Origin of the sequence: Vibrio fortis, from assembly GCF_024347475.1 — a bacterium.
GTDB lineage: Bacteria > Pseudomonadota > Gammaproteobacteria > Enterobacterales > Vibrionaceae > Vibrio > Vibrio fortis.
In genome coordinates this window covers 829,675-852,986 of sequence record NZ_AP025488.1, presented here as the reverse complement: position 1 = coordinate 852,986, position 23,312 = coordinate 829,675, and the positions used below count along the sequence as shown (strand labels likewise).

The following is a 23,312-nucleotide window of genomic DNA, read 5'->3' as shown; positions in this document are numbered from 1 at the left end:
AAGCAAAACACTTATAAGCCCGATAATTAAGTGGAGACTTATTGCTTAACTGTACGGTCGATGTCATTCAGCATACGTTGAGTTGCTGTTACACCACCACCTGCCAAGTACCACGCACTAGAATCGATAAACACAATGTTATCTAGCTTAGCGGCTGGAGTTTCTGCCACTAATGCATTGTCGAACAATTGCTTAGCGCGACCTTCAGATCGGCCAATCGCCTGCTCGCGGTCAAGTACGTAAATGACTTCTGGTTTCGCATCAGCGATGTATTCAAAAGAGATAAGGTTACCGTGGCTGCCTTTGATCGGCGCTACTTTCGCACTCTTAGATTCAACAAATCCAAAGTCATCAAAAATAATAGAGAAACGGCTGCCTTTGTTGAACATCGCAATATTGCTACCGTTGTTCATGAGCATCATTGCCGTTGTTTCATCTTGAGTGACCTTCGCATTGACTGCCGAAATCTGCTGTTGAGTCTTTTCAATCAGAGCTTCAACTTGAGATTGCTTTTCAAAAATCTCACCCATTGTACGCCAGTTTTTCTGCGTATCTGCCCAGTATTTGTCACCCTCGACATAGAACATAACGGTTGGAGCAATTTGAGCGAGTTGCTCGTACACCTTAAGCATGCGATTTTCTGCAATGATCAGGTCCGGCTTGAGCATGTAGATCGCTTCGAAGTCAGGTTCACTTAGAGAGCCCGTATTCTTGGTCGTTTTTAGGTAAGACTGTAAATAATCTGGCAATAGTGAATGTGAAGCACCCACCGGAGCGACACCGATTTGATCTAATACATCTAAGCTACCGTGACCAAGAACAACAACACGCTGAGGTACACCAGAGACTTCTGTAGTGCCTTTAATGTGTTCTACCGTCACTGTTTTTGCGTGAGCTGTCATCAGTACAGACGACGCCAAAACCAGAGTTAAGCCAGTCACCAGCTTACGAGCTGAGTTAAGTATTTTGTTCATTTTTATTCCTTTGCTGTTATGACGGCTATTTATCAAACACACGAAAAGGATGGTCGTGTAATTCACCGTACAACTGCGAGATAACGATTAGTTAAAGTATGTCATTAACTTGACAACAAATTTGTAACGCAACTGAGAATTATTATCAATTATATTCTCGCAAAATATGCCCTACAACAACTTTGTCATTTAGAAATGTAAATATGAGTATTACAAAAGAGAATAATGCCCGCGTGATCATACTTTTGCTTGAGCAGGGCAACTTTCGAGAAAAGAAATAAGCGAAACAAAACCCAAATTATTTAGGTCTCATTTCGCTGAACAATAGATAAAATCCGAATAAGCTAGGTGGGGAACCCGCAGTGCGGTTTACAATGTAAATTCAATCTAACTAATTGATTGTATAATGCTAAAAATAGATCGTATTAGAGACTTCTCCTACGCCTTTAATACTGACAGACACCATATCGCCATCTTTAAGCGCCTTAGTCTTACCCGGCGTCCCCATAAAGATCAAATCACCCGGTTTCAGAGTGAAATAATGGCTGAGATAACTCACCACTTTCTTAGGACTATGAATCATAAAGGTCGTGTTTTCTTGTTGGACAACCGTTCCATTGAGCTTGGTGGTCAATTCAACATTATTGTAATCAACCCCACGTGATATGGTTTTGGCGATGGGTCCAAAACCATCAGACGCTTTCGCTCTAAGCCATTGAAGGTCACTGCCCTGCCATGAACGCTCTGTAAGGTCGTTACCAACCGTCACGCCAAATATCCCAGCTTCTGCCTCTTCTTGATCCGCTTTGTGCAGCGTCTTACCAATCACCAACACTAACTCTCCTTCATAGTGCACGTTACGCGCATCAAATGGCGCATGAATGGGTTGCCCTGAAAGGATCAGAGAAGACGGAAGTTTGAGAAACATAGGAGGAGGAAGATCAGGATGAGAAGCCGCGTGACTGCGAAAATTCATACCCACTGCGAACACTTTCTCAGGTTTTGTCGGAAGCAATACTTCAACATCAGCAAGCGCAACAGATTTATCAGATAAACTGTGTTCCGCGAAAAGATCCCCTTTTACCGGAGTGATCGTATCCCCTTTTAGTAGGCCGTAACTCACTTGATCCTGATATTGATAACGTACAAACTGTTCAACATTAGCCCACACACTGCAAGAACAGCTTGCGGCTAGCAAAGCACCAATCCACTTCATTCAATAATCCTTAATCACTCATACGAATTAGATTTATCTATAACCTAATGATCAGTATAGAAATTACTGGCGACTTTTCTGTGAAGAACAAATAATATTTATGCGAAACATGCACTCAACGTATTTACATAGGAAAAATCGCAGTATTTATTTTGAAAATGTTCGAAATAATGCTTGAAATATAAAAAACGAGGCGTATATTACGCCATCTGGCTCAAAACATGAGCTGTTAATGCAACATCCCAGTCCAAGTTCCCACAAAGACAGTTCACGATACATCGTTACACCATCTCTGCGTCAGCTTTACTTCGATAGTCATTCAATAGCGTCATTTTTTGTCCAAACATCCCATTTGGTTTCGCACAACTGATCCACTGATCGCCGTAAAACTATCTGGTTAATCTCAATATTATTGTAATAAACACGAGGCACATTATGTCTAGAAGAACAACACGACAAATCCATTGGTACCAACTGACTCGCGAGAAATCGCTCAATAAATTTAAAGGCCATAAATGCTCAAAATCAAAATAGACTTATTAAAAGAAAACATCTCTTGGGTCACCGAGATACGACAATTAAACAGTGACATTTTGCATCGCCACATCTTACCGAGGCTGCAACACACAAGTTATCTCATCGACTTCGAATTTGATGAAAGAGAGAGTATCGGGACCATTATCTCGAGCAGTGGACAGAAGCTAGGACATTTCACAATCCTCTAGAGCCAAATCGCTCCTCCACTAGAAACATCGCCACGTTTCACTCGTAGCAGCAACACCAAGACAGACCTAGTCATTTGCATTTCACATCGCGGCTTACCGCTAACTAGGTTGTTATTCCAAATACTCTCAATACATATCGCCTACTCTCTTTAATTAAAGAGCTATTCCAACATTCCATCACATTCACAAAACTTGGAATAAAAAAACGGGCATCCGAAGACACCCGTTTAGAACCTCACTCGCTTTCTGAAAAATTACAGCTTCGCGAATGCACCTTCCCATGAGTAAGTCTCACCTGCGAACTCAACGGTGTGAGTCGCTTGCTGAACATCTTCAGCTTGGTTAGAGATACCGTAGTGGTAAGTGTTGCCAGAGGTGGTCTGAATGCGAACAACAGTCCCGACACTGTTATGGCCCACAACAGACACAGATTCTACAAGCCCACGAGCGCCTACAGAGGCTTCGATAGACTCGTTAAAGTAACCGTGCGTTTCTAATACAGAAGCGAACACGTGGTTTTGACCAGATTGACGCAAGATAAGTGCTGGTTCGCTCTTCAGGTTGAAGTCTGGATCGTTCGCACCAGTACGCGCAAAAATCACTTCACTGCCTTCATTAGCGCTTGTTACTAAGCTGTAGTAGCTGCTGTCGTGCAACCAGCTAACCAAAGAGCTACCGTTCACTTTACCTGAAGCAACGTTCCATAGGTGTTGGTAACCGTTGTCTTCGCCAAGTGGTTTCAGCGTTTTTTCAATACTGTAATCAAAATCAGTACGAATGATTTGACCAGAGTGGTGAACTGGTAGGTCGTATTGGTGCTCAGCATCAGCTTCAATGCGGTACACATCAATCACTAGTGGTTTTTCAAACTCAGGAAGCTCAGCAAGAATGACGCTGCGCTGCATATCTACACCTGTGTAGTACTCAGAGATTGTACCGCTCATGCCTTGCAGAGACTGGTCGTCTGCCACAAAGAAGTGCTTCTGACCAAACTTAGACTCAGCCAGTGCTGTGTCGAAGTTGTTTTGAGTTTTTTGGTCAACCGTTACTGTGTTATGCGCCACAGTCTGCTTACAGTAAGACTTGTTCTCTGGGATGTAACGACCGCCAAATTTAGGCTCAACGTTTACCCAGCGACCGAAGCCGTAATCGTGCAGTACTTCGTGACCGCGGTTGAACACGCTTAGGTGCAGACCATCGTAGTGGCCGTGGTCAAGTGCAGAGTGGTACTGGTGATCCGAGCCGTGCTGACCAAACCAAATCAGAGCCATTGTGTCGTCGTCTTGCTCATCACGGTGACGAAGAATGCTCACGCCGCCTTTCTCACCTTCAGGGCCATCCGTCACGAACAGGCTACCCCAGTTGAATGGCTTGATGTCGTCAGCCGCTTCAACCGCGTTTGATAGTGTTTTACCTGAGATATGAACCCATACATCTTGTTGGTGATCAGCCATGCCAAGCAGAGTTTCAGTCTGCTCATAGCGGTGGTAACACACAGACGTTGCCATGATCACACCTTCATCGTTGATAGAAATTGTCTTCGATGAATCGTTCAGTGCAGGTAGCGTACCGTCTGGGAATGCTGTCTTAAATACCGCGTAAGACGTTGTCTTGATAACTGAATCGTTGAATTCGTAAATACCAAGCTCAGGTTGACGACGCTCGATTGCCTCTGCGAACAGGTAGATTGGACGCAGTGAAAAACGGTGGTAGTAAGGGCCTTCCATGTAGTAACCGTCTGGCGAGAACAGTTGGTCTAGCTGAGCTAGGAAACCGCCGCTCACTTTGTCTAGCTTAAGGCCGTAAAGTGCCTTATCTACCGATTCTTGATCGTTGATTGCATAGCCACAAATACCTACCGCTGCTACTGCCCAAAGACCGTGGTTGTGTACGATGTCGAAGTCATGGCCGTATGTCACAACGAACAGCTCGATCATCTGCTTGAATAGGTCGTTTTCAATCAGCGTTTTTTCATCTTCAGAAATCGTGTGGTAAACACAGCTGTATGCGCATGACGCGTACAGCATCCACATGTTTTCATTCAATGTTTGGTGGAAGATCTTACCCGGTGGGTTTGAGTCACGGCTAGTGTTGCTCTCTAGCGATGGGTACACCTTCGCGTAAGCTGTTAGCATATCCACGATGTAGTCACGGTATTTTGTCTCTTCTGTGATAAGGAATAGACGACCCGCAAGGTCCATATGGATGTAGTTTTGCTTGTGACGGTTATGTTCGTAACCGCCGCCCTCGCCGTGTCCCGGAACTTCAATACCCACTTCTGCCATGTAAGCGTCAGTTTGGTTGATGTCGCGAGTAAGTGCTTTTCCTAATAGGCTATCCTTGCCAAGTTCTTTACGAAGCTCTGCCGCTTCTTCAAAGTTCAGTAAAAGTGGTTGATAGCTCATTCTTATTTCTCCTGACCAGCTGAAGTTGAGTCAATTAGGTTCTCTTCTAGCGAGTAGAAACCTGTCCAGCTGTACGTTTTGCCATTTAATTCGACTTTGTGTTCAGTAGTGTCAGTTGCACCCAGTTGGTTGCTGATCATCACTGTGACACGAGAGGTATTCGTTTCAATTTCAACAACAGAACCGATGTTGTTGTGCGCCAGTACTTTGATGTCTTGTACTTGGCCACGAGCGTTCACTGACTGCTCAAACTCTTCGTTGAAGTAACCGTGCGTCTCTAGAACTGAAGCAAACAGCGTTGTTTCACCTTTGCTACGCAGAATAAACGCTGGCTCTGAACGTAGGTTGAAGCTTGGGTCATTCGCACCAGAGCGAGTAAAGATAACTTCACCGTTATCGTTCGAGCTTGTACCTAGCCATGTGTAGTAGGTGTTGTTTTGTAGCCAACTCACTAGCGCAGTCTCGTTCGCTTCACCACTTGCGACATTCCATAGGTGTTGGTAACCGAAGTCGCCGCCTAGCGTGTGGAGCTCTTTGTGTGTTTGGTAATCGAAATTAGTGCGAACAATCTGACCTTCGTATTGATGAGAGTAGTCATATTGGTGCTCGCCATCTTCTGAATCTAAGCGATACAGATCTAATAGTAGCGGAGATTCCAGACCTTCAAGGTTTAGCATGAACACACTGCGTTGCATGTCAAAACCTTCGTAATGGTCGTTCGCGAACGCACTCATACCATTAATTTTTTGGTCTTCTACTTTGAAGAAGTGAGGTAAGCCGTGAACAGAGTCTGCGCGCTCAACATCAAAGTTGTTCTGACATTTCTCATCAATTGTTACCGCGTTGTGCGCGATAGTCTGGCGTGCGTAAGACTTGTTTTCGTCTAGGTAACGACCACCGAATTTTGGCTCAACGTTCACCCAACGACAGAATCCGTATTCACGTAGCACTTCTTGACCACGGTTGAAAAAGGTAATACCGAGCGTATCGAAGTTGCCGTGACCCATACCGTGTTGACCGTAGTTCATCACCAGCTGAGACACATCGCCTTTGCTGTCTTGCATACGGATGAAGCCTTGCGCACCGTTGTGACCTTCTGGACCTTCGTTCAACTCAACACTTGGCCAGAAAGGCATGCCGATTTCTTTTTCAGCGCTTGCCGCTTCGTATGCTTTAGAAAGTTCTAGACCACAGCCATGCATCCATACTGCATCTTGAATCTTCGCCATACCTAGGATGTTTTCATCAACCTTACCATCCACTGCGTAGTGTTTGCTGTAAACGCTAACAGCAACTTGTACGCCCATGTCCGTGATGCCCATAGTGCGAGACGCATCGTTCAGTGCTGGGAATTCACCATTAGGGTAAGCCGTTGAAAGCATTGCTTGTACTGTGTTGCCAATCACGCCGCCTTTGTAGTTGTAGATGTCGACTTCTGGCATATGGCGATGGATCACCTCAGCGAAAACACACGTAGGGCGAATCGCATAACGGTGATAGTAAGGACCTTCCATGTAGTAGCCAGAAGGCGCGAACAGTTGAGAAATTTGTGCTAAGAAACCACCTGTGTCGTTACGATCAAGACCGTATACAGACATCTCTAGGTATTCACGCTTACCTAATGCTAGGCCACAAATACCAACTGCCGCTACAGCCCAGATACCGTGGTTATGGATGCGGTCGAAGTCGTGTGCGTACTTCACCGTGAACATCTCTAACATAGGTTCGAAGATACGAGACTCAATGTTGTCACGTTGTTCTTGCGTCAAAGTAGACTTAACGCACGAATACGCCAAGCTAGTAAACATTAACCAGCAATGTTCGTTTAGAATCTGGTGGAAAAGACGACCCGTTGGGTTAGTGTTCTTCTGAACATGGAAATCAAACGTTAGATACTTGTCTGCGTAAACTTCCAGTAGTTCAGTAACAAAATCAGCGTACTTCTGCTCTTTAGTGATAAGGAACAAACGACCAGCTAGGTTCATGTATGTGTAGTTTTGTTTATGACGGTTGTGCTCGTAACCACCCGCTTCGCCATGCCCAGGCACGTCAATAGGTAGGCGCATGAAGGCTTCCAGCTCTTTTTGATTCGCTGCAATCGTCTTACCCATTAGACTTGAACGGCCAACTTCTAAATGAAGTGCTTCAATTTCCGCGTCCGTTAGTAGTATTGGTTGTGTAGTCATGTTCTTTATCACCCTCGATGAAGAGTTTCTGTATTTGAATTTCAATCTATTTCTTAAACTTCATATAAAGTAATACAATATGAGGTTTAATCCTACCTATTCATCGCTAAATGATGAGCAGAATCACATAAATCTCGCTAAACCTTTGATCTAAAAAGCCAATAACAATTATCAGAGTTATGTTAAGTCATTGATTTTACAGAGATATAAAAAGTAGCACTTGATCAATATCACACATTTCTGGATATATTGTATTATAATTAAGCCTAATCCCTTATGATGAAGACAACTTAATGAACATATAAAAAATTTATACGCTTTGGAGAGACACAATGAACGCATTCTTTATCAATAACGAACAACCATGGGAAGATCTGGGCGACGGCATCAAGCGTAAGATCGTGGCATACACAGACGATCTAATGGCTGTACACCTATCTTTTGACAAAGGCGCAATTGGTCACCCTCATACACACGAAATTCATGACCAAATCGGTTATGTCGTTCGCGGTAGTTTTGAAGCTGAAATCGAAGGTGAGAAGAAAGTACTTAAAGAAGGTGATGCATACTTTGCTCGCAAACACATGATGCACGGTGCCGTTGCTCTAGAGCAAGACAGCATTCTTCTTGATATCTTCAACCCTGCTCGCGAAGATTTCCTAAAATAATTTATAGCGCAACCTCAGTTGCTAAGGTAAGCACATGAAATCATTTAATATCGCGGTCATTGGCGAATGTATGGTTGAGCTACAGAAAAAAGATGATGGGCTTAAGCAAACATTTGGTGGTGATACACTAAACACGGCTTTGTACCTATCTCGCTTAACCCAAGAGCAAAATATCAAAACCAGCTATGTAACGGCGCTGGGTAATGACCCATTTAGCCTAGACATGCTTGAGAAGTGGAACGCGGAAGGCATCGACACTAGCCTAGTAAAACAGATTGACGAAAAGCAGCCTGGCCTTTACTACATCGAAACCGATGAAACGGGTGAGCGTAGCTTCCACTACTGGCGTAATGACGCTGCGGCGAAATACCTACTTGATGGCGATGATGCATCTTCGCTTTTAGACAAGCTATTTTCATACGATGCGCTTTACTTGAGCGGTATTACACTGGCGATTCTTACAGAAAAAGGCCGTTCAGCACTTCTGACTTTCCTAGAAGAATACAAAAAGCAAAATGGCCAAGTGATTTTTGATAATAATTACCGCCCTAAGCTTTGGAATAGCCAACAAGAAGCGCAGTCTTGGTACATGAAGATGCTTAAGTTTACAGACATTGCATTGCTAACGTTCGATGACGAACAAGAGCTTTACGGTGACACTTGCATTGAGCAGTGTATTGAACGCACCACAAAGAGTGGTGTTAAAGAGATCATCATTAAACGCGGTAGCAAAGACTGCCTCGTCGTTGAAGCCGATGCAGCGCATTATGTTGCACCAAACCCAGTGGATAACGTTATCGATACCACTGCGGCGGGCGATTCATTCAGTGCTGGCTTCCTAGCAAAACGTTTCTGTGGTGGTAATGCTCGTGATGCAGCATTTGCAGGTCACTGCGTTGCTGGTGCGGTGATTCAGCACCAAGGTGCGATTATTCCTAAAGAAGCAATGCCTACACTGTCTCTGTCTTCTTAATTTGATGCAAGCATGACGCAGATCTAGCGTCATGCTATTCTCAATTAGAATAGTGAAAGAGACGTACCAATAGATTTTAAAATGCTGATAATTCAGTGATTATCGGCCAATTTTGACGTGAGATATTATCCATGACGACATTAAATGAACAACTTGCTAACCTGAAAGTTATCCCTGTAATCGCTATCAACCGTGCTGAAGACGCTATCCCTCTAGGTAAAGCACTTGTTGAAAACGGCATGCCGTGTGCTGAAATCACGCTACGTACTGAATGTGCAATCGAAGCGATTCGCATCATGCGCAAAGAGTTCCCAGACATGCTGATCGGCTCTGGTACGGTACTGACTAACGAGCAAGTTGACGCATCTATCGAAGCGGGCGTGGACTTCATCGTGAGCCCTGGCTTTAACCCACGCACCGTTCAATACTGTATCGATAAAGGTGTTGCTATCGTTCCTGGTGTAAACAACCCAAGCCTAGTTGAGCAAGCAATGGAAATGGGCCTACGCACACTGAAGTTCTTCCCTGCTGAACCTTCAGGCGGTACAAGCATGCTAAAAGCATTGACAGCCGTTTACCCAGTGAAATTCATGCCAACTGGTGGCGTTAGCTTGAAGAACGTTGATGAATACCTATCTATTCCTTCAGTTCTGGCGTGTGGCGGTACTTGGATGGTTCCAACAAAACTTATCGACGAAGGTAAGTGGGACGAGTTAGGTGCTCTAGTACGTGATGCAGTGAATCACGTCGCAAAATAATTTATCTGACGACAGATTATGTTCAAAGCGAGCCTATTGGCTCGCTTTTTTCGTTTAGGATGGTGCTAACACGAATTTTGCATACTAATAGTATGATGATATCAATACAATTAGCCTAAACCGCTGACGCGCAGTAACGCTTCAGAACGAACTATACTTATCACTCTTGAGAAGTTAAACAGCATCCACTAATCGATTAGGGTTATGGCACCCAAAGGTTAAAACCAGCGCCTTTACAGCTAACTCACTGATTTAAAAAGAACTCAATAGTATTACAAATAGTTACATTTTAAAGAGGTCATTATCGTAACTTGAATTTTACAAAAATGCTTGAAAGCCCTGTATGTCATAGCTTTGTCAGAATTTTCATATATAGAAAAGCTCTTGGTTTGGATCACAATAAAAGCATATTGTAGTACAAATATAATCATAAAAGAGTAATCTAGGAGTCAGTTAATGATCACACTTAAAAGGCTGAAAAAATGACTATTGATACTCTTGTTGTTCTTGCCTACTTCTTCTTTCTTGTAGCCATTGGTTGGATGTTCCGTAAGTTCACAACTTCAACAAGTGATTACTTTAGAGGGGGCGGCAAAATGTTGTGGTGGATGGTTGGTGCAACCGCCTTCATGACACAGTTTTCAGCATGGACGTTTACAGGTGCCGCAGGACGCGCGTTCAGCGACGGTTTCGTCGTTGTAATCCTATTCTTAGCCAATGCATTTGGCTACTTCATGAACTACATCTATTTTGCTCCAAAATTCCGTCAGCTTCGCGTAGTTACCGCAATCGAAGCAATTCGTCAGCGTTTTGGTAAAACTTCAGAGCAGTTCTTCACTTGGGCTGGTATGCCTGACAGCTTGATTTCAGCAGGTATCTGGTTGAACGGCCTCGCAATCTTTGTTGCCGCTGTATTCAACATCCCAATGGAAGCAACGATTGTTGTAACCGGCCTTGTATTGATGCTAATGGCAGTAACCGGCGGTTCTTGGGCGGTTGTAGCCTCTGACTTCATGCAGATGCTTGTTATCATGGCAGTAACGATTACCTGTGCGGTAGCGGCTTACTTCCACGGTGGTGGCCTAAGTAATATTGTTGCAAACTTTGATGGCGACTTCATGGTTGGTAACAACCTGAACTACATGAGCATCTTCATCCTTTGGGTTGTGTTCATCTTCATCAAGCAGTTTGGTGTAATGAACAACAGCATCAACGCTTACCGTTACCTATGTGCAAAAGACAGCGAAAACGCACGTAAAGCAGCTGGCCTTGCATGTGTACTAATGATTGTTGGCCCACTAATTTGGTTCTTACCTGCTTGGTACGTAAGTGCATTCATGCCTGACTTCGCTGAGCAATACGGTTCAGTGGGAGCAGACGCCGCTTACCTAGCATTCGTACAAAACGTAATGCCAGCAGGTATGGTTGGTCTTCTTATGTCTGCAATGTTCGCGGCAACCATGTCTTCTATGGACTCTGGCCTAAACCGTAATGCTGGTATCTTTGTAATGAACTTCTACAGCCCTATCGTTCGCCCACAAGCGACACAAAAAGAGTTGGTTGTAGTAAGTAAAGCAACAACCGTAATGATGGGCTTCATCATCATTGGTATTGGCTTGTTCATCAACTCACTGCGTCACCTAAGCCTGTTCGATATCGTACTCAACGTGGGTGCATTGATTGGCTTCCCTATGCTTATCCCTGTACTTCTAGGTATGTGGGTTCGTAAGACTCCAGACTGGGCTGGTTGGGCAACGTTGATTGTAGGTGGTTTCGTTTCTTACATCTTCGGTATCTCTCTACAAGCTGAAGACGTTCAAAACTGGTTTAACCTAGAACACGCACTGACAGGTCGCGAATGGTCTGACTTGAAAGTGGCACTGAGCTTAGCAGCACACGTGGTGTTCACTGGTGGCTTCTTCCTAGCTACAACATTGGTTTACAAAGGTCGTACGCCTGAGCGTGAAGCGGAAGTTGAGAAGCTATTCGAGAACTGGAACACACCGGTTGTGGCAGAGTCTCAAGAGCAGCAAAACCTAGACACTAAACAGCGCTCAATGCTTGGTAAGTTAATCTGTACTGCAGGTTTCGGTATCCTAGCAATGGCTCTGATTCCAAATGACATCACTGGTCGTGCCCTATTCCTACTGTGTGGTTCGATTGTATTGTCGGTAGGTGTGTTACTGGTTAACGCCTCTCGCGGTGGCGTAAAAAAGCTCAATGAGCCAGCGGCAATGAAATAGCATTATTCCTAGGTAAATATTACCTTTGAAATCAAAACACCCAAGCAGAAATGCTTGGGCGTTTTTTTAGAGTTCCTTTACGATGAAGAGAGCTTCTTTGCCATGACGATAGTTTCAATGCCATGAACAGAAAGACATTTATGGTCAGAGCTCTATTCCGTCAGGGCTTTCGCTCTAAGCTTTTTATCTAATTCGTAAAGGTGTTCAGCCGCTTCCATATGCTGTGGGTAATCCGCAAACTTCTCGCGCTGCTCTGGCGTCATCTTACAGGTTTCGTCCACCAGCATTAGCGTCCAATACAACTTAGTCGTACGCAGCATCGCCAGTAGCGGCTTGAGCACTTCTTTTTCGTAGACTTGAATCAGCTGCTCGATCCACTCATCACGTTCGTCTTCGGTTGAAATAGCCCCTTCTATCGCTGCAGTGACATTTAAGTACTTTGGGTTGGCCTTGAGCTTGTCCATGACAGACTCTGTCTCTTTAGCTAGCTCTTCGAGCTCTACTCTAATCGCAGCAATCCAGTTCGCTTGAGTAAGCGCATCAGCGTCAATCGTCTCAAAATCAGATTTAATGCGACGCTCAACGTTCTTTTGCGCTTGCTTAACGACAGAACGGACTTTTTGAAAAGGAAGTTGGTACTCCTTACCTAGCTCGGTGATCAAAGTGTGAAAACCACCATTTGGTAAATGCAGGTTCTCTTTAAATGTCGCCAAAGCCGCCTCTTGCTCAGGTGTAAGGTTACTCATTCTCTTTCCTTTTGTGTCTCTACTTCATACGCGATGACTGGGGAGCATAACATCAATCACTTTTGTTTTTGGAGCGAGTCCGCCCTATGAGTCCAAATATCTCTTTAAGTGACCAGATAATAGGCACTCATGGCACTAAATGGTAAATCCTGGACCGCTAAAATCTGTACATTACATACACAAGGGTTGTATCGCAGACAGGAGTCTCCCAACTAAATAAGAGAACACCATGACATACTCAGACTACAAAGAATCCGACCTACATAAATGCGTTGTCGTTGCGGGTGAGCTACTCGCATCTACAGCCCAGTTTGTTATCAAAGCCTGCGCCACTTTATTCAAATGTTTCCGTTGGATCGCCATTAAGGCTTATCGATATGTCATGAAATAGACTAAAACGCGTCGAGCATCCCAACCAAAATTTTTCTTAAAGCGCTACCTGATGAAAGGTAGCGCTTTTTTGTTTTTCACCATTCAGGTTAACAATCTCGTAGAACCTAAAACGATGAAAGTTTATCCAACCAGTGGCGTTAAATGGTAAAACTCATCAAAACAAATCGCCGATACTACACCTGTTCCAACGAAACAGACTTATCAAAAAATACGGGTACTAAGATGAAAAAGATGGCACTAAAGATTGTAGGACTCACTATTTTAGCTTCTGCGCTAACGGGGTGTGTCGGCAGCAATGCTGTCACAGGGAAAGTGATGAAATTCAACGTAGAAGTCGTAGATAACCGCTACGCTCGTGCGGGAGTGAACTTCTTACTTGCTCCAGTCTACGGTATCACTACTGCTGCCGACTACGTGGTGTTCAACTCTCTTGAATTCTGGACGGGTAAAAACCCTATCAGTGGTGCACCACACGTCTTTGATACCAAAACAGATACGCACTTCAAAGTAAATGACGAATTGGATCCAAGCCTAAAAGAGGCGCCTGTTGCACCGCTGTCTAACAATCGCACGATTGAAACAGGCGAAATGATTCAGATTGATGAAAACACCATTCAAATGGACATCGTCTACAACACAGGTGAAAGCGCGACCCTTACCGGCATCAAAGAAGGTCAAGACGTGAGCTACTACATGAATGGCGAATTAGTTTCCCAAACAACCATCAGTGAGCTAGAAGCATTAAACAACGGTAGGGCATAACTTAGTTTCAAAAACATGAAGGCCGCTGAGAGCGTAGGTGCTCTCACCGGCCTTTTTACTATGTTAAGAGAAGGAATCGTCGCCTTTCTAACTAACTCTGATTATCCTGCCCTTGATTCAATCGAATGCTCACTAAACTTGCCACCATGATAGCCAAGTAGAAGCTACCAATAATCGATTCCATAAATACAAAGAACTGAGCAACAGGAAGCACTGGAGAAATATCCCCATAGCCTACTGTGGTTAGCGTAATAAAGCTAAAGTACATCGCATTAAACAGATTACTTAACCATTCTCGACCTTCTAGCCCATTAAACGCATTGGGTAAGATCTCCAAGATCAACAGATAGATTGTTGCCCACGCCAAACCAATCAGCAGATATATACAGATTGAACCGATAATGTGATTTTTGGTGACATTCGACGCCTGCATTACCTGTTTAAGTGCAGAATAGATATGGGAGAACAGAAACGCGGCCAGCGCTAATAGCGTAACAATTGAAAGATTGTAGTCTTCAAAAAATGAAAATATGCCTGATACCCCAGCCGTTAACAACAGCAGACCATACCAAGAGCGATACAGCGCTCGCTCTTGATGAATCCCGGCGATAGAAACCGCTAAGGTGATGATAATCAGAAACAAAATGGTCTTTTGCCCTTGGGGATAAAACTGCTGCATTACGGCACAACCAAAGAACAGTACCAACAAAGCGAAGAACAAAAAGTAAAAGTTATCGTCCTTAGAAACTGACTTCATTTAGTTCGCCTCTTGTTGTTCTTCTTTATCCTTTGGGGTTTCTTGATCTAAGTTGAGCCAAACTATCAGTAACTCATAAGTCAAACTCAATACCACAGCACCAACAAACAAACCGACGATGCCAGACATCGCCATACCACCTAAAGCGCCGAGCAAAATCACCAACATCGGAATGTGAGAACCACGGCTCAATAGAACCGGTTTAAGGAATGCATCACTGCCGCTCACGAGCAGACACCAAACCAAGAAAAGACCAGCCGCCATGGTCGACTCGACACTAAACATGTAGATAATCGCAGGCAGCAAAGCCAGAATTGGAGGCAATTGAATAATGGCGACCAGAAGCACAGCTAGTGCCCAGAATGCCGCTGCAGGCACACCCGCAATAACTAAACCAATAGCAGAGAGTACCGATTGGATAACAGCCACCCCAATCACCCCCTGAACAACACTTCTTACTGTCACTTTGGATAGCTTAACTAACTCTTCACCGCGACCATCCGTTAATCGTGCAACCAAATGAGTCAGACCTATCTGACATTTCTCAGCGTTATTCATGAAAACGCCAGCGATGATGGTTGAGATAATAAACTGCACAAAACCACCACCCAAAGACCCAAGAATCGAGGCTGCTTTAGCCGCAAATTGCTTGATCTCCTCGGCATACTTTACAAATGCTCCTTCAATGTTTGTAGAAGCGTACACCATAGCGCTGTAGATCTTCTCGCCAACAAAAGGGATATCTTGCAGGGATGATTTAGGTTTAGGGACGGACAAAGTACCGTCTTGCAATCCAGATACCAAATCTGCGGCACTGGTATAGATGCCCGACGACAGTGCAATGAGAGGAATTAGCAGCAACAGAACACCAATAAAGCTCAATAGGCCACTCGCCTTACCCTTCGACATGCCCGTTTTGTTGGAAATCACCACAGCCACGGGATACAGAGCTGTAGCAATGATTGCACCCCATATCACCAATAGCACAAACGGCTTTAGAATCGAGAAACACCAATAGACAAGTATTGCTACCGCTGCGATCTTTATCGCTGCATCAATCGCTTGTTTCGAAAAATCTTCAGTTAACTTCATTAGACATCCTTGTTAATAAAAATTACGGCTGATTTTGTAGGAACTTCCAATTCCGTGTTTCAAGAAACAGCGAAGCCAAAATCATGTAAACACCAATTAATACCAATTGAACAATGCGTGTCAGAGTGTTGCTATCGATATCCCCAGAACTCATCAAAGTGCTGCCTATCAACACCAACAAGGTGCTGAATGCCGTCGCAAAAACGGGCGCTTTATCTGGCACGGTATAGATTTTTGTCGCCATAAAAATCGCCACCAGCCCAATAAACAGCGAGTAAAAAACAATGTTGGGCACAATCGCTAAAATAGAGAACGCAACGATGGCCAGAAGCCCTCCTATCCCATTACTGATCACCAAAAAAGCGCTGAGTTTGACGGATTTTTCAGCCGTGATCATCAAAGACAGAAGTGCAATAAACATCATAGTCAACAATGCTTCTGAAATTTGAAAAATAAAAAAGAAACAGACGACGGGATACGAGATGAACATGGCTCTAAATGCCGCATACCAACGTTGCTTCCTGTGCAACGGCGCGGGAGCAAAGCCAGAAAAGTCGGATTTAGGCTCGGGAATATAGATATGCACCAAAGCAAAAATGGCTACAGCAACCACCCCAGATGTCGCTAGTCCAGAAGCAAGCATCACTGACACGCCTGGGTTATCAATTGCCATGAACGGCAGCATCAACACAGCGATCAATAAAACCGTCGCAAACAGGTTCCATTTGGGGTCTACAAATAAGTAGTAACCCCACAGCATCACCAAGCCGACTAACACCAGCAATGGGATCGGATAATGTGTTATCCCCCGAGAAAGCACTAACCCCAAGGCCATGGTGGCGAGAAGAGCGAGCAGCAACTCATACACCGTCTCTTTGTGTAGTTCTGGTTTATCAATAAGAAACTTAGCGGTAAACACCGGAGCGACAAACGCAAGCGGCCAGTTGATCCATGCGGCCAGAAAAACCGCAAGGATCACGCCTACTGTAAAGCGTAGAATCCGTCGCTGAGCTTGTTCATCTATGATGACGTTATCGGACATAGGAAAGCACGCTAATCAATCGAATCCAAAGCTTGCCGATCGAGTTGAAGATAAAGTTATCCCCACTATAGACAATCACATCTGCTTGACCGCCAACTCTCAGCATGCCTGACACTTCGTCACGATCAAACTCAATGGTAATGGGCAGCATTTGGGTTTGACGCAACCATCCTGTTTGTTGATTAGCTTGAGCAAGCTTGCCCGCCTGATCGTTTTGTCCCCAATCGACACCCCAGTCGATACTGCTGACTCGCCCTGAGACGACTTTACCCGGTGCAAAGTCGAGGGCGATTTCTACTTCATCACCTACCGCAACATTACCTAAGCTGTTCTCTCGGTAGTAAGCCTCGACCCAAATATCCTGCGTCGAAACAAAAGTCATAATCGGTTGTCCTGAAGAGGCATAAAATCCCTCAGAAAGACTGAAGTTGGAAACCCCACCTTGAGTCGGTGCGGTTATCACGGTGCGCTCTAGGTTAAGTTGCGCTTGCTCTAACGCCAACAAAGCAGCTTTCACTTGGCTGTTCTCTTTGCCCTCTTTACCCATTTGTTGTTTAGCACGTTCTAAATCGGCTTCAGCATTCACTACTGCGGCTCTTGATGTCGCCAAGGCCGCTCTTGCTTTGTCTGCATCCGATTTAGACACCACACCTTTGTCCGCCATAGCTAACACACGCTTGGCTTGTAGGTCGGTGTTCTGCCTTTCGACGATTGCTGAGGTTAACCTCGCTTGTGCTGAAGCGATGTTAGCCGTTTGCGCCCCTACATTCTGTCCCGCGATCTCTAGATTTTGTTCAGCTTGTGCCACGGCGATTCGATAATCTGAGTCATCCAAAACAGCCAATACATCACCTTGCTCAACTAATTGATTGGGCTGAACGCGAATATCCAATACTTTCCCTGAGACTTCGGGTTTAATAGGGACGATGTAACCTTTGACACGCGCATTATCAGTGATAGGAATGAGTCGGTCAGACACGATGCTAAACACCAGCGTCACAGCCACAAAGGTCAACAAATAGTTAGTGACCTTCCTTACTTTATCTTTCTTGTTTGGTTGACTCACTGGCTCGTCGTTTGAAGACGCCTCTGGTTCGTTGGCTTCAGACATAGCACTCCCGTTTAACTAGGTAACATTAATAAAATTAGTACTTTAAAAATAATCCTTGTCGTGGAAAACTCAAGACACTAGAGTTAGATTTATCAAGTGGCATTCTGTAATTGATAAGTACGTCTAATTAATGCATCTGGACGCAAAGGATTGTTTCGTTATGGTAGATTCGAGTTACCAAGTTCCTGTGATTCAAACGAATTATGCAAAGATTCTGGTGCAAATGTTCTCTGAACACGGCTTAGATTTACACCAACTACTAGAGGAGTCGGGACTGCCACCAGATTTGATTCAGTCCGACAGCGATTTTGTGCCCTCTGAATCGATAAAACGCCTTATCTACCTCACTTCGGTTCAACTGGGCGTCTCTAAATTTACCGACCTACTTGGTTTAGCCTTTCGACGTCGCATCATCCCACATGTCTTGCATCAGTTTGTTGATTACAAAACTGTCGGAGATGCACTACAGAACATAAGTAAAATCTTCTCTAGCGACTCACCGGGAAGCCAGATCACACTGGTTGAAGAACACGGCCAAGTATGGTTTTGCAGGCGAGTACTTGATGAGGACTCCCCGCGTTTCCAATGGGGAGAAGCGTTTGCCATCATTTACATTATTGAACTCATCAGCATACTTTCAAACCGCCCTTGGCACCCTATGAAGATTCGGCTTCAGGGCTATGAGAGCGACGTGGTTAGCACCATAACCACCAGCCATTGTCAGCTATTTGTTGAGCAAGGGCAGACGGCAGTGCTGATCCCAAATGATATTTTACAACTGCCCATTCAACTCACTAGTAAGGATTTAAGCCCAAAACCCGCTCTGGTTGAGTGGCATACCAGCTTTACTGATAGTGTTTACGAGCTGCTCAAGCCGTATATGAAAGAGCAAGATCTTTCGATCGAAGACGCCGCACAGTTACTCAACTTTTCAGTGCGTACCTTCCAACGAAAACTTAAGCAAGAGAACACCTCTTTTCGCAAGATCAAAGAGAATCTAATGTACTCAGTAGCCTGTGAATTGATGGAGAAAGGCCACTCTCTCACCTACATTTCAAGTCAGCTTGGCTACACCAATATTTCGCATTTTTCGAGAGCTTTTAAACGAGTCTCTGGACTCACACCTAAAATCTATCAGCGCTCAATCTCATCCTCTTAATAGAATGGATAACATGATACTGGAAAGCACCATAAACGACGTATCACTTCAATCAGAGCTTTAAGGGGCGAGTAGAAACCTCTCGTAATGCGAGTTGTAAATAACTTGCTAGGTCGATGGATCCAGCAAGCTCTTCAACATCTTGAATTCGGAAATGAATAATCATGGAGGGCCCTCAGTTATAGTTAAAAAGTCGTCTGGAATCCATATTGCCGGATACTAAACTACTTACTTACCATTTTATGCCATCCGTTTATTTAGACATGACGTTCGATTGTCCCTGCCCCATATGCAAATAAACAAAAAAAGGGCCGCTATAGGCGACCCAATCCATTTAACATCAAGTGACGTTCTACTCGAATCAAGTTAAAGCTTGATCGTTTTTGTCATCCCAGCTTCAGCGTGACCCTTGAAGTTACAAGCAAACTCGACGTCACTATCACCGTGGAAGTGCCACATAAACTGACGGGCTTTCTTTGGCTCAACGACGATCGAGTTCTTGGTATCGTGCTCCATGCCAGCCATTGCTGACATCATTTTGCGATGACTTTGCAGCTCTTCCTTACTGCCAATTGAGAACTCATGAGGTTGCTCTCCCGTATTCATCACAACAAACTGCACTACGTCATTTGGCTCTATATCAACAGCTTTCTTGAAGGTGATGGTTTTATCGTCGCTAAGAATAACGTGAATCACCTTATCGGGTTTAGCACCATTAGCCGGCATACCGACACTTGAGGTACGTTGCATTCCCATCATGTTGGAGTGATCCATATTTGAATGATCCATCTCACCATGATTCATACTGCCATGGTCCATCTTGCCGTGATCCATTTTAGAGTGGTCCATCTGAGCAAGAGCAGAAGTTGTAAACAGAGCTAAGCCCAAAGCGATAATTGTCTTTTTCATAATAATTCCTAGTCTCAGTAAGGCCCAAGTGAACATAACTGGGCCTTTTAAATTCAGTCGTTTAATAATGAGTTACTTAATTTCTCGTTGTTTCCAAAGCACGAAAATGGCTGGGATAACCAGTAAGGTCAACAGTAAGGCAGATGCCATGCCACCAATCATAGGAGCCGCAATTCTTTGCATCACCTCTGAGCCTGTCCCTTCGCCATACATAATTGGAATCAAACCGATAATGACTGTCAGTACTGTCATCATCACGGGGCGCACTCGCAACCCAGCCCCTTCACGAATCGCATCCAAGAGGTCTTGGTGTTGTAATGGCGTATGGGTCGTTTCATGATCTTGCTTTCTAAAGTTCCAAGCTTGGTTTAGGTAAACCAGCATGATCACGCCAATCTCAACGGCAACTCCCGCTAACGCGATAAAGCCAACCCCTACCGCTATTGAGAAGTTATAGCCAAGGTAGTGCATCAACCAAACGCCCCCCACCATCGCCAATGGCAGAGTCAGCATAATCACCATCACCTCTCCAACGCGGCGGAAGCTTAGGTAAAGCAGTAGCATGATGATGGCAATGGTAATCGGCACCACAATGCTCAAGCGCTCTTTTGCTCGCTCCATGTATTCATATTGACCAGACCATGCCAGTGAATACCCAGCAGGAAGCTCTAGCTGTTCTGCGACCGCACGTTTAGCGTTATCGACATAAGTCCCCAAGTCTCGTCCTTCAATATCAACAAACACCCACCCATTTGGTCGTGCGTTTTCTGTTTTGATCATTGGAGGGCCGTCCTCGTAGCGCACATCGGCGACATCGGCTAAAGCAATGCGCGCTCCATTCGCGGTGATCAGAGGTAAGTTCTGTAACTTAATCACTGAATCACGATAGGCTTGTGGATAACGCACATTGATTGGGTAGCGCTCAAGCCCCTCGATGGTTTCACCAACGTTCATCCCGCCAACAGCAGTTGAAATAACCTGTTGGATCTCAGCAATACTTAAGCCGTATCGCGCAGCCGAACGACGATCAATATCGATGGTCACATAACGACCACCCGCTACACGCTCGGCATAAACTGAAGCTGTTCCCGCCAATTCGTTCAAGATCGGCTCTATATCCGCGCCGATTTTCTCAATCACCTTAAGGTCTGGGCCGGCAATCTTGATCCCGATCGGTGTCTTGATACCTGTAGCCAACATGTCAATTCGGGTTTTGATTGGCATAACCCAAGCATTGGTTAAACCGGGGAACTGAATCAGACTATTGAGTTCATCACGCAAAGACTCAGAGGTGACACCGTCACGCCATGTATCTTTAGGCTTAAACTGAATAACCGTTTCAATCATGGTTAGTGGTGCCGGATCCGTCGCTGTCTCAGCACGACCTATCTTGCCCCACACCGTTTCCACTTCAGGAATGGTTTTAATAAGCTTATTGGTTTGCTGGAGTAGCTCACGCGCTTTACCTATCGAGATCCCTGGATAGGTCGTTGGCATGTACATCAAATCCCCTTCATCGAGCGGAGGAATAAACTCACTACCAAGTTTGCTGGTTGGGTAATACGCTGATGCCATCAAAGCAACTGCCACTACGATAATCGTTTTAGGGAAGCGTAGGCTTATATTCAGAAGCGGACGATACAAGCCAACCAAACCCTTATTGATCGGGTTCTTATGCTCAGGAAGTACCTTACCGCGAATGAAGTAACCCATAAGCACAGGCACTAATGTGATTGCCAAACCGGCAGATGCTGCCATCGCGTAGGTTTTAGTAAACGCAAGAGGCGAGAACATCTTGCCCTCTTGACCTTCTAAGGCGAACACTGGCACAAAACTCAATGTAATGATCAATAGTGAGAAGAACAGCGGTGCACCCACCTCTTCTGCAGCTTTGCCGATCACCTGCCAACGATTGTTGTCATTAAGTGGTGTGCGCTCGATATGTTTATGCACGTTTTCAATCATCACGATCGCACCATCCACCATAGCGCCGATTGCAATCGCGATGCCGCCAAGCGACATGATGTTTGCGTTAATACCCTGCCAGTGCATCACGATGAATGCCGACAAGATACCCACCGGGAGACTTAGCGCGATCACCAACGATGAGCGAATGTGAAACAAGAACAAGGCACACACAATCGCAACCACTAAGAACTCTTCGGCAAGCTTCTGCCAAAGGTTTTCAACCGCAGAATCGATCAGAGTTGAACGGTCATAGGTTGCAACAATCTCGACACCATCCGGCAGGCTTCGTTGTAGCTCTTCCAGCTTAATTTTTACCTCAGAGATCACCTCACTGGCATTCTCGCCAAAACGCATCACAATGACGCCGCCAACGGCCTCACCTTCCCCATTTAGCTCTGAGATGCCTCGGCGCATTTGTGGACCAAGGTTAACGTCGGCAATGTCACCTAACAGCAAAGGGGTTCCTTTCGCCGTCACCTTTAAAGGCAAGGCTTTTAGGTCTTCAATCCCCGTTAGATAACCCGATGTGCGCACCATGTGTTCCGCTTCTGCTACCTCAATCACTGAAGCGCCTGTTTCTTGGTTTCCGCTCTGAATAGCGCTATTCACCTGCTTTAATGTCAGGTCGTAAGCACGCAGTTTGGCAGGATCGATCTGCACTTGATACTGCTTCACCATGCCGCCAACGGTCGCCACTTCAGACACACCATTCACGGTTTGAAGTTCATACTTCAAAAACCAGTCTTGTAAGCTGCGCAGCTCAGCTAAATCGTGCTGACCCGTTTTATCTTGCAAAACATAGCTATATATCCAGCCCACACCGGTCGCATCAGGACCAAGTGTTGGCTTGGCGCTGGCTGGCAACTTAGGCGCAACTTGGCTCAGGTATTCCAACACCCTTGAACGCGCCCAATACATGTCAGTATCGTCATTGAAGATGATATAGACGTAAGAATCACCAAAAAACGAGTAACCCCTCACCGTTTCAGCGCCGGGTACCGCAAGCATTGCCGTGGTTAATGGATAGGTTACTTGATCTTCCACTACCTGAGGCGCTTGACCCGGATAGCTAGTTTTGATGATAACCTGTACATCAGAGAGATCAGGAATCGCATCAACAGGTGTGTTCTTAACACTGTAGAGCCCCCCCAAAGTCAACGCGATAGTGGCGACGAGTACCAAAAATCGATTGCTGATCGACCAGCGAATAATTGCATTTATCATC

19 protein-coding genes are annotated in these 23,312 nt (G+C 45.0%); 8 read left to right on the top strand and 11 right to left on the bottom strand.

What is annotated here, in order from left to right; translation table 11 throughout:
- Positions 1–38: 38 nt before the first annotated feature.
- Positions 39–974, bottom strand: a complete 936-nt coding sequence (locus OCV50_RS18350) for a siderophore ABC transporter substrate-binding protein (RefSeq protein ID WP_261904172.1) — start codon at positions 972–974, stop codon at positions 39–41.
- Positions 975–1,383: 409 nt separating this feature from the next.
- On the bottom strand, positions 1,384–2,190 hold the full coding sequence (locus OCV50_RS18345; RefSeq protein ID WP_261904171.1) for a fumarylacetoacetate hydrolase family protein: 807 nt from the start codon (positions 2,188–2,190) through the stop codon (positions 1,384–1,386).
- 515 nt (positions 2,191–2,705) lie between these two features.
- Here OCV50_RS18345 and OCV50_RS18340 point away from each other — a divergent pair.
- Positions 2,706–2,915 (top strand): hypothetical protein, encoded by a 210-nt coding sequence (locus OCV50_RS18340; protein WP_261904170.1) that lies wholly within the window; start codon positions 2,706–2,708, stop codon positions 2,913–2,915.
- A gap of 254 nt (positions 2,916–3,169) precedes the next feature.
- Here the strand turns inward: OCV50_RS18340 and OCV50_RS18335 are convergent, their stop codons facing one another.
- Together OCV50_RS18335 and OCV50_RS18330 are read right to left on the bottom strand one after the other, a co-directional pair.
- Positions 3,170–5,320, bottom strand: a complete 2,151-nt coding sequence (locus OCV50_RS18335; protein ID WP_239839773.1) for a heparinase II/III domain-containing protein — start codon at positions 5,318–5,320, stop codon at positions 3,170–3,172.
- 2 nt (positions 5,321–5,322) lie between these two features.
- The gene (locus OCV50_RS18330) at positions 5,323–7,506 is read right to left on the bottom strand and encodes a heparinase II/III domain-containing protein (protein ID WP_261904169.1); all 2,184 of its coding nucleotides are present in this window, start codon (positions 7,504–7,506) and stop codon (positions 5,323–5,325) included.
- 332 nt (positions 7,507–7,838) lie between these two features.
- On the opposite strand from OCV50_RS18330, the gene OCV50_RS18325 reads away from it, so the two are divergent.
- The 4 genes from OCV50_RS18325 (at position 7,839) to OCV50_RS18310 (ending at position 12,148) form a co-directional block, all read left to right on the top strand.
- Positions 7,839–8,174 (top strand): cupin domain-containing protein, encoded by a 336-nt coding sequence (locus OCV50_RS18325; RefSeq protein ID WP_239839771.1) that lies wholly within the window; start codon positions 7,839–7,841, stop codon positions 8,172–8,174.
- 34 nt (positions 8,175–8,208) lie between these two features.
- The gene (locus OCV50_RS18320) at positions 8,209–9,147 is read left to right on the top strand and encodes a 2-dehydro-3-deoxygluconokinase (RefSeq protein WP_239839770.1); all 939 of its coding nucleotides are present in this window, start codon (positions 8,209–8,211) and stop codon (positions 9,145–9,147) included.
- Between the two features lie 131 nt (positions 9,148–9,278).
- Complete coding sequence (locus tag OCV50_RS18315) at positions 9,279–9,905, top strand: bifunctional 4-hydroxy-2-oxoglutarate aldolase/2-dehydro-3-deoxy-phosphogluconate aldolase (protein WP_032552779.1); 627 nt, start codon at positions 9,279–9,281, stop codon at positions 9,903–9,905.
- A 482-nt stretch (positions 9,906–10,387) separates the two neighbouring features.
- The gene (locus tag OCV50_RS18310; protein WP_239839769.1) at positions 10,388–12,148 is read left to right on the top strand and encodes a sodium:solute symporter family transporter; all 1,761 of its coding nucleotides are present in this window, start codon (positions 10,388–10,390) and stop codon (positions 12,146–12,148) included.
- 152 nt (positions 12,149–12,300) lie between these two features.
- Here OCV50_RS18310 and OCV50_RS18305 read toward each other — a convergent pair whose 3' ends face one another.
- Complete coding sequence (locus OCV50_RS18305; protein ID WP_261905210.1) at positions 12,301–12,894, bottom strand: hypothetical protein; 594 nt, start codon at positions 12,892–12,894, stop codon at positions 12,301–12,303.
- Between the two features lie 229 nt (positions 12,895–13,123).
- Between OCV50_RS18305 and OCV50_RS18300 the strand changes: the two genes are divergently transcribed.
- Positions 13,124–13,285 carry a hypothetical protein gene (locus tag OCV50_RS18300; protein ID WP_239839767.1) on the top strand — a complete coding sequence of 54 codons (162 nt, stop codon included), beginning with the start codon at positions 13,124–13,126 and terminating at the stop codon, positions 13,283–13,285.
- A 224-nt stretch (positions 13,286–13,509) separates the two neighbouring features.
- Positions 13,510–14,049 (top strand): DUF3332 domain-containing protein, encoded by a 540-nt coding sequence (locus OCV50_RS18295; RefSeq protein ID WP_315974662.1) that lies wholly within the window; start codon positions 13,510–13,512, stop codon positions 14,047–14,049.
- A gap of 91 nt (positions 14,050–14,140) precedes the next feature.
- On the opposite strand, the gene OCV50_RS18290 is transcribed toward OCV50_RS18295, so the two are convergent.
- Genes OCV50_RS18290 through OCV50_RS18275 form a run of 4 tightly spaced genes read right to left on the bottom strand, consistent with a single transcriptional unit; the run spans position 14,141 to position 18,051 of the window.
- Positions 14,141–14,806 (bottom strand): potassium channel family protein, encoded by a 666-nt coding sequence (locus OCV50_RS18290; protein WP_261905208.1) that lies wholly within the window; start codon positions 14,804–14,806, stop codon positions 14,141–14,143.
- Positions 14,807–15,898 carry an AI-2E family transporter gene (locus tag OCV50_RS18285; RefSeq protein ID WP_239839764.1) on the bottom strand — a complete coding sequence of 364 codons (1,092 nt, stop codon included), beginning with the start codon at positions 15,896–15,898 and terminating at the stop codon, positions 14,807–14,809.
- A 22-nt stretch (positions 15,899–15,920) separates the two neighbouring features.
- On the bottom strand, positions 15,921–16,940 hold the full coding sequence (locus OCV50_RS18280; protein WP_261905207.1) for a DUF2955 domain-containing protein: 1,020 nt from the start codon (positions 16,938–16,940) through the stop codon (positions 15,921–15,923).
- A complete protein-coding gene (locus tag OCV50_RS18275) occupies positions 16,930–18,051 on the bottom strand; it encodes an HlyD family secretion protein (protein WP_261905206.1) in 1,122 nt (373 codons plus the stop codon). Before OCV50_RS18275 ends, OCV50_RS18280 begins: the two co-directional genes overlap by 11 nt.
- 160 nt (positions 18,052–18,211) lie before the next feature.
- On the opposite strand from OCV50_RS18275, the gene OCV50_RS18270 reads away from it, so the two are divergent.
- Positions 18,212–19,210, top strand: coding sequence for an AraC family transcriptional regulator (locus tag OCV50_RS18270; protein WP_261905205.1), 999 nt, complete (start codon positions 18,212–18,214; stop codon positions 19,208–19,210).
- Between the two features lie 366 nt (positions 19,211–19,576).
- On the opposite strand, the gene copI is transcribed toward OCV50_RS18270, so the two are convergent.
- Together copI and OCV50_RS18260 are read right to left on the bottom strand one after the other, a co-directional pair.
- Entirely contained in the window at positions 19,577–20,119 is a 543-nt protein-coding gene (gene copI, locus OCV50_RS18265; protein WP_261905204.1) for a copper-resistant cuproprotein CopI, read from the bottom strand.
- 72 nt (positions 20,120–20,191) lie between these two features.
- Positions 20,192–23,311 (bottom strand): efflux RND transporter permease subunit, encoded by a 3,120-nt coding sequence (locus tag OCV50_RS18260; protein WP_261905203.1) that lies wholly within the window; start codon positions 23,309–23,311, stop codon positions 20,192–20,194.
- Position 23,312: the final 1 nt, after the last annotated feature.